Annotated in this window: 7 protein-coding genes; 1 reads left to right on the top strand and 6 read right to left on the bottom strand. The window is 36.7% G+C overall.

Annotation, left to right across the window (positions count from 1 at the left end):
* Positions 1-554: 554 nt before the first annotated feature.
* On the top strand, positions 555-1,250 hold the full coding sequence (locus tag AC1DND_RS18290) for an HNH endonuclease signature motif containing protein (protein WP_477583789.1): 696 nt from the start codon (positions 555-557) through the stop codon (positions 1,248-1,250).
* 53 nt (positions 1,251-1,303) lie between these two features.
* Here the strand turns inward: AC1DND_RS18290 and AC1DND_RS18285 are convergent, their stop codons facing one another.
* The 6 genes from AC1DND_RS18285 to AC1DND_RS18260 all read right to left on the bottom strand — a co-directional run bounded on the left by AC1DND_RS18285 (position 1,304) and on the right by AC1DND_RS18260 (position 7,560).
* Positions 1,304-3,424, bottom strand: a complete 2,121-nt coding sequence (locus tag AC1DND_RS18285; RefSeq protein WP_477583787.1) for a reverse transcriptase family protein — start codon at positions 3,422-3,424, stop codon at positions 1,304-1,306.
* Positions 3,425-3,630: 206 nt separating this feature from the next.
* Positions 3,631-5,184, bottom strand: coding sequence for a hypothetical protein (locus AC1DND_RS18280; protein WP_477583785.1), 1,554 nt, complete (start codon positions 5,182-5,184; stop codon positions 3,631-3,633).
* Complete coding sequence (locus AC1DND_RS18275) at positions 5,138-5,677, bottom strand: ATP-binding protein (RefSeq protein ID WP_477583784.1); 540 nt, start codon at positions 5,675-5,677, stop codon at positions 5,138-5,140. Before AC1DND_RS18275 ends, AC1DND_RS18280 begins: the two co-directional genes overlap by 47 nt.
* Before the next feature lie 98 nt (positions 5,678-5,775).
* A complete protein-coding gene (locus AC1DND_RS18270; RefSeq protein ID WP_477583782.1) occupies positions 5,776-6,120 on the bottom strand; it encodes a hypothetical protein in 345 nt (114 codons plus the stop codon).
* A gap of 179 nt (positions 6,121-6,299) precedes the next feature.
* Entirely contained in the window at positions 6,300-7,376 is a 1,077-nt protein-coding gene (locus tag AC1DND_RS18265; RefSeq protein WP_477583780.1) for a DUF932 domain-containing protein, read from the bottom strand.
* Positions 7,360-7,560, bottom strand: a complete 201-nt coding sequence (locus AC1DND_RS18260) for a hypothetical protein (protein WP_477583778.1) — start codon at positions 7,558-7,560, stop codon at positions 7,360-7,362. The genes AC1DND_RS18265 and AC1DND_RS18260 overlap by 17 nt, the downstream gene beginning before the upstream one ends.
* Positions 7,561-7,727: the final 167 nt, after the last annotated feature.

The raw sequence follows: 7,727 nt of genomic DNA, 5'->3' as shown, positions 1-7,727 counted from the left end.
CGAAGAAGGCTACTGCCTAGAGTGCTGGCAATACGAGCTCTTGGCCAAAGCACTAGATAAAACGCAGCAGATTGACCCCATTTCGTCATAAATTAGATATTTACATTTAATTATCTTTAAATTAAGGACTTGGCGATGTCRGGTCTAATATTTTTTTCTTAGGATGTATATAATCTGGATAAACCGCAGTCAATTGACCCCCTCCCACCAATGCTAATTTTAATTTATCGACTTGTTTTGGAGATACTTATAAATAATTAAAATTTGGTAAGATGGAGTCAAACAAAATGGTTTGTGCATTAGGCGACAATACCCTTTTATCAGTTATTTGCAAAAAGTATTATGCTGTATTATCCTGATTTTAGCTACTGTTTTCTTCAATCTAAACAAAGCTTCAAGCTGACAATATGCCTCTCGTCAAAGTGAATCCGCCACACCTCCCAATCGCAAAATGGTCAAAACTACAAAACTTGGAAAACTAGAAATACAATTTTGTTTCTAAAATGATCTCAATTAGTTCTAAATTGGTTGTCTAAATACTTTATAACGATACGATGGACAAAAAAGCCTATTTTGAAATGAGTCTTCGCCAAAAAGGTACTCCAAGATGCCCTATATTGAACATCTGTCAACGGAGGGCAATGACCATATATTATTTTTCCTATATTGATATACGAAAAGGTGAAAATTTTGAAGAAATATTAAAAAATGAAGGCGAACTTTCCGATGAGTATTTCCAGAATAAAATAGAAGTTCAGGGAGAGTCTCCAACCATTATAAAAGGTGGGACAAGCATGTATTTTTCCAATATGTGTCCCGAAATATGCTTATTCGAAGGAGAGCACTCTCCCATAGGGTTTTACTCTGCCTGTACGAGTGGAGATTGGGATAAATATCGGACCAATAACAAAAACAGGATTATCGAAGCTGGTCRCTATTCGCAATGCCCTGAATATTCAAGGTATACTTTTGACAAAAAAAATAAACGTGGAAAAACAGCAAGAACATCAATCCCCAACTTGATAAAAGTAAGAGCAGAACTTCAACAAGAAATTAATTCAGTCTGTCCTTTCTGTACCGAGAAAGCAGTTGGCCATTTTCAAATTCATCACATAGATGAAAATCCCACCAATCACCAAATCGATAATTTAATTTTATTGTGCCCAACATGCCATTCCAAAATTACCAAAGGTGATATTACGCACAAAGAAGTTGTGAGTATGAAAACTCAAATTTCATCAAAGTTCTAATTACACCGAAGTTGCAAAAGCTACTCAATGTGACAACTGTGGAGTTTACTACATTAGTTACTATTATCAAACCAGTTTATTAGGTCAAATTTCTCACGAAGTAAGCGTCCTTCTTTAGGATGTATCATCTGTATATAAACAATATTTCCTAATAGCCACTCGCGGTAATTTCTTTTATGAATTTTCATCCGTCCTAAGTGATGATAAGGACCAAAATTTATACAATTGTGTAGATGAGTATGTATCTGCTTTCTGTCTCTTTTTGGAATGCTTAGCCTTTCATTAACCGTTAGACCAGTCACTATCTGTTGATTTGAGCGGTGGACATATTTTGTTTTCAATATATTCAACATAAATCCATCATCTTTAACCATCTGCTTGATGGCCCACAGAGAAGGTTTGTCGGAAACTTTTCCCGAAAGGGTTATATCATCGGCGTACCTGGTATAATCCAGATTCTTACTCTTAGCATAAGCTATTAAACGATAATCCATTTTTACCGCACTTAAGTTAGAAAGTGCCGGACTTGACGGTGCACCTTGAGGGAGGCACCCTAATGGATATTTCAACTTTTTTTCTGTGTCCTCTTCTGGAATATCAATACAGCATGCTTTTGACAAATCGATTGCAACTGCTTTATTATAACCTAGCATCCTAAAGATTCCAAATACCCTATCTTCAGTTACTGTCCTAAAAAAATCCTTTAGATCAAACTTGACGATCAGTTCTTTATTTACATGCGGTTTGGCATTGTCGATAATAGATTTCCCTTTCTGATAAGAGGTTATTTCTTTGGGAAACTTTACCTGATCCAAAATAAAACCCTTAATCCAATTCTGAATATTATAAAGTTGTGGATTAGGTGCATCAATATGCCTAAACCCGCCGCGTTTTTTTTTAATTCTGAATTGGTTATAATATGCGTTTCTATTGCTTAGTATACTTAAAACATCAGAATAATTCATTCCCATTAATTTGGCCCAATGTAGTGGAGAGAATATAATAGGTAAATCTGCAGTTTCTAAACGGCTAACATACTCTTGTAACTTTTCAATAAAGTCTTCCGACTTGCCAAGATCGTTGGCCCACTCTAACAAATAATCTCCGTGCTCCAACAACTCATTAGTTCTCAAGCCTAAAACTAACAATATTGTCGGAATGGGAGTTTTTTTATTCAGCATTCTTAGAATCCCAACGACAATCATTCTATTCCTGTTGAAGCCTGCAATCTCGGGTGTATCTTTTGGCATTCCCAATTGCATCTGTGTTGCTGCGAACGCATTTTGCTGCTTGAATTCTTTCAGTTTTACAAAAATATCATCTTCAGATCTCGGGAAAAGCGGCTTCCACTTAGTTTTATTTGACCAAATAATTGGGAGGGTATTATTAGGTGGGGCATAAGAAAAAGTCAGTAAAGCCTCGGAATTCTCATATCCTAAACTGAAGTCATTCTCACCTTCTTTAAATAAATACCTGCTGTTCCCATAATTCAAAGCCAAATCCTTTTTGATTGTATTTTGAGAAAGTGTAGTAAAAAAAAGAAAATTATCGTCAAAGATCTTATGATGGATATCCGCAACAAGTTTTATATTTGATATTGAAGCTTCAATATTCTGCTTTGCTTTATCCATATAGAAAATACCAGCGAGGTAAACACACTTAAGCTCTTTAAATTCTGGTGCTGACAACTCGCTAATATATTTGTAATATTTAATAAAGGTGTTTCCTGTTCCAAAAAAATCATCAAAAAACACAATGGAGGTATTGTCGTCAAACGTAGCCTCCTTTGCCAAAGATTTATTGAATATAAACTTCGCCCGCCCCGAATTTTCTAATGAATGAAAAAGAGCAGATTTGTTAATGTAATAACTAAAATGGGCAGCACTCTTTCCATATTTTGAAATAGGATAGAAATAGATTTTATTATTCTTTGGAACGAGATTAATTACCTCTTTTACTATACGATCCGCTTCAAACCTTAGATCATCTTCACTAACATAAGTTAATTTCTGAAGTATCTCCAGCGCATCAATTTTATCGTTATCTTCAAAGTTATCAAGCCATTTACTGATATCTTTCCTTGATTTTCTATTATCGATTCTATCTACGATTAAATCAACCTCATCATTGAAAACCGTCAATATTTCTTCACTAGATATTTGATTAAGAGCCATAGATGAACTAATGTATTCATTTTTTCATAACTATAATAATTTGGTCAACATATTTTTAAGCTGGAATTAGACAGACCACCTAAATGTTTACTTATTGCCTAACGAAGTAAATAATAAGCTATTCCTTTGTGTTAAATAGATATAAGAAGTAGATAGCTATAATAGGATAACAATCTACATTTTTATCGATGGTTTTTAGCTTAAATTTACTGCGGTATGGGAACTTTCCTCAGGGTCGAGCGAACTTTATCAAAACCTATTTCACTAAAATCATTATTAATTTTTTCCTCAACGTCAATATCTTTCACCTTCAGTTTACCAGATAGATAGCTCAGTTTACGCTTGTTCATTTCGATCAATTGGCCCCATCTCATGACTGATACAGTAATATTTTTGTTTTCATTTTGAAAGTAGAAATAAGGATTATCTCTAGGCTTTGGAATTCCACTAAGTTGGAATTTGGTATCCTTATTGATTTCAGAACTTATCAAAATAATATGAATGTTCATATCTTCAGAATAAAATGAGCTCTCTTCTATTTGGCGGGCATACTTCATTGCCTGTTGAATCTCCAAATTACTTAATTTAACCTTTGGAGCTTTTAGCTCTACAACAAGAATTTCTCTTTTAACCCCATCGATAGGTTTTTCACTATATAAGAAGAGATCTGTTATAGATTTAGCCTTACCAGTAACATCTGTACTTATATTATCCTCTTTTTTATCTGCCTTATAAGTAAGGGTCGCCTCTCTGAGTTTCTTCAGATTATTTTCGAGATTAGTATCTGAAAGTAAGGCCGTATTATCAAGATATTGTTCACCGAAAATCCAGACCATTTTTTCAAGAACCTTATGAAGTTCTTTTCTTTCGGCAACATGTTTGGAAATTTCCGTACAAGTCAGCTTCTCTATAAAATTGAGATCTTCCAATTTTTTGGATACCCGCTCAGAAAATTCAATAATATCTTCAATTTCAGTGCGGTTAAGAAGATTATTAAATTTTTTAACCGTCTTATTTTCTAGCCTAAGAATTTTTTGAAGAATTTGATCGAGTTCTCCAGTTATAATAGTTCTATTGATCAAAGGATACACTATCTCTCTTAGGGTCTTGTTTACCGTAAATAGATTATATCGTTCTTCAACTAAATAGGCTACTTTATCGAAAAGAACAACCTTAGATTTTGATGTTGCATTGCTAGGATCGTTGTAAGGATAAAAACTATCTTTTCTTAACTTAACAAGAAAATCATCATATTTTTTATTTCTACTTTTGAAGAATTCGTTAAGCCTGTCCTTTATAAAAAATTTAAAATCCTGTCCTCGATTATCCATTGCATCAAGATCCAAGTTGCGGTATAAGTCGGTTTCAAGGTTATCTGAGTGGATATAGACAAACCATCCCTTTGAAGTTGGATCGAGCCAATCCGCTTCAAATTGGAATCCGCCAACAATGGTGTCAACACCTGCGTTTTTCGTAGTCAGGAAGATATTGATTTCGTCGTTCGTAGATTTTAGTTGAAGAAAAGTAAAAAATAACGCATGATCCTTCCCCTTCCGATCAGTGTAGGTAAGAGCCAGCTTTGTGGGTTCACCTTGAATAAAGTCTTCAGGATTTAATATTTTGCCGTTTATCCTAAATTTTACAGTCTTATTAAAGATAACAATTGGATAGCGCTCAAAAATTGCATTTGGAAGATTTCCCTCTAAAAGTCTTTCAGAGATTTTTTTTTTTTTGGTTTCGACCGACAATCTGCTGATCATAAATATTATCAATGATAACCTTGTAATATGTATTATGATCTCCAGTTAGAAGCTTTTCATCTGTATCAATTACAAGATCTTCAATTTTCTTTACGCTTTTAATATACTGTTCATTAAATGGGATGGTTGACTTAGAAAACGTTTTGGTTAATTTTTCAAACCCGACTGTTTCAATAACAATATTGGATCCTATCTGTAATGCAGCAAAACGCCCAATCCCCTTTCCACCTTTTTTTGATGAATCTCCAAAATCCAAAAGTTTATCTTGAATATCCTCTAGGTATACACCCACTCCATCATCTTTTAATTCTATCTTTCTAATTGGAGTAGCTGAAAGTTCATTATCTTTAGGATAATCAATCGTAATGCTGATATTTTGAGCATGGGCCTGGATTGAATTATTTATAAGTTCGCAAAACGCAAGGAAAGTGCTTTGGTATTGCGTGAATAAATCATGTAGTAGCTGTGTTGTAGCAGATACTTTTCTTTTCATAACTGATCTGAGCATTAATCTACTAATTTAAGTTTAAATCTTGGACAACTGAAATAAATGAGATGATTAGCAATACATTCACCTTTTATGCATTAAAATTATTTCTTTCGATAATATTCCAGCACCCGTTTCACAAAGATTTCCATCCGGTTCTTTAAATCCTCAATCTGCACGAATGCAGCTTCAATGCCCTCCTTAGGATCCTTTACCTTTAACCTGCTATAGCGTTTCAGGTCTCCAGTAGTGATATTCTCTTCATTTTTTTTGAACTCTTCGGGTGTCTGCCAGCGTTTAATTTCAGGATCATAGATCCATAGCCTCTTACTCACCGCCTCATCATAAATAGGACGGTAATTTGCATTTGGAGCACTCTGGTAATTTCCCATGCGGCGGCTCTGCTCAGCAATAAACCCACCGTTACCCTGCAAATCTTTAGGCTTCATTTTACTAATATTTTTAGCAAACTTAAATCCTTTATCCCACTTTTCAAAATCTTTTTCTACACCTCGTGCGCATAAGCGCCGCCCGTCTGCTGCGCAGCAGCAGCGGGCGGCCCGCGGTTTTCACGGGCTAAAAAAACGGCCAGCCCCAAAGGCTGACCGCTATCAAAAATTAAATCCACCTAATTCAGCGCATCCGCCCCCATCTTTGCAAATGCCGTACAGAGATCAAAAGCCGTTTGGTTGTGCTTCAAACCTGTACCGTACATAATGGATTTAAACTTGCTTTCATCATCCTTATAATTTCTTAAGTTTTGATGGTATCCCGTAACCGCATTATAAGCCCCGAACAAAGTACCTTTTGTGGTTTCCATTTGCTGGGTGGGGCTGCTTAATGCATATTCCAGAACCTGCTCCACCGTATTTTGATAAAAGGTAGAAAGTCCGTCCTCCCTGCCATTCCGTACCGCCTCCAAAGTTTCGCAGTTCGGTACCACAGCAACCTGTATCAACTGCTTTAGGTATTTATCAGTAATTTTTACCCTGCTCCAGCGGTTAAATAATCCTTCCATCTCATTTGCCAATAGATTGGAAATCCCCAAAAGTTTGTGCGCTTCCCTCAACCTGTCTACCGCTCCCGCGGTATGCTTGATGCGCATACAACCCGTCAGATTCTTCATTGCCGCATTCAAAGTATTTTGGCAACATATGCGGATCGGTGTAAACGCAGCAGTTATACTTCCGCTCCCATCATGGGTGGTGGAAAGAAAAAGGTATTTTTCTATACAGTCGTTCCGCCCCACACGGATATAGTCGGGCAGTTTAGCCGTGATAAATGTACGTTCACCTTTGCCAAGACAGCCCGCAGTTTCATATTTTATACCCTCACCACCGTCAACAATCGCATCAAAAAAAGCAAAGGCATCAACATTCTGTACAATCTTGTAATCCCTGCCCACCACGCCCAAAACTTCCTGCGTGTCTGCACGGACGGTTGCAAAAGCATTCGGCACCAAAAGACCTTCATTCCCACCGCCCAGATAAACTGTATTGGGAAAATCCAGCAGATCCATCGCCAAGGCATTCGGCGTAAACAGAGGCCGTTTTTCTACCGCAAAATCAAGCCCTGCAAATTTTATCGCTTCGCTACTCTTCGGATAGTCCTCCACGATTGTACCCAGCCCATGCCAGGCCTTTTCCCGAACACTGAAAAAGCTGTGCTTTCCCGTGTTTTTATTATAATTAATCTGATGTGCCATTTTCTTTTGGTTTTGGTTCAACATTGGTGATCATCGAAAGACTGACCTTGAAGAATCCCACATTCTTCGTATTGGTCAGCAAACAGCTCCCCTGTGCTAAAATCTCATTCATCGTATCTTCAATATTTTCGTGCGGCGTGCTGACCACAGCCCGCAGCACGATAAAAACATGTTCCATTTTCATTGTATCTACTATTAAAATCTAAAAAATCATTGCCCCCGAAAAACGGGGGCAACAATAATTAAGCAGGGACAACCATTTCGCCCTCAATCTCCGAAAGCCTGCCCACACAAAGCATTCTGACACGCTCGGCAACCTCTTTGATGATAAAAGGGTTTTTGGTCTTGAAC

The organism is Pedobacter sp. 01N416 (assembly GCF_056399685.1).
The sequence above is the reverse complement of the archived record's forward strand: the minus strand, read 5'-3'. Positions and strand labels throughout refer to the sequence as shown.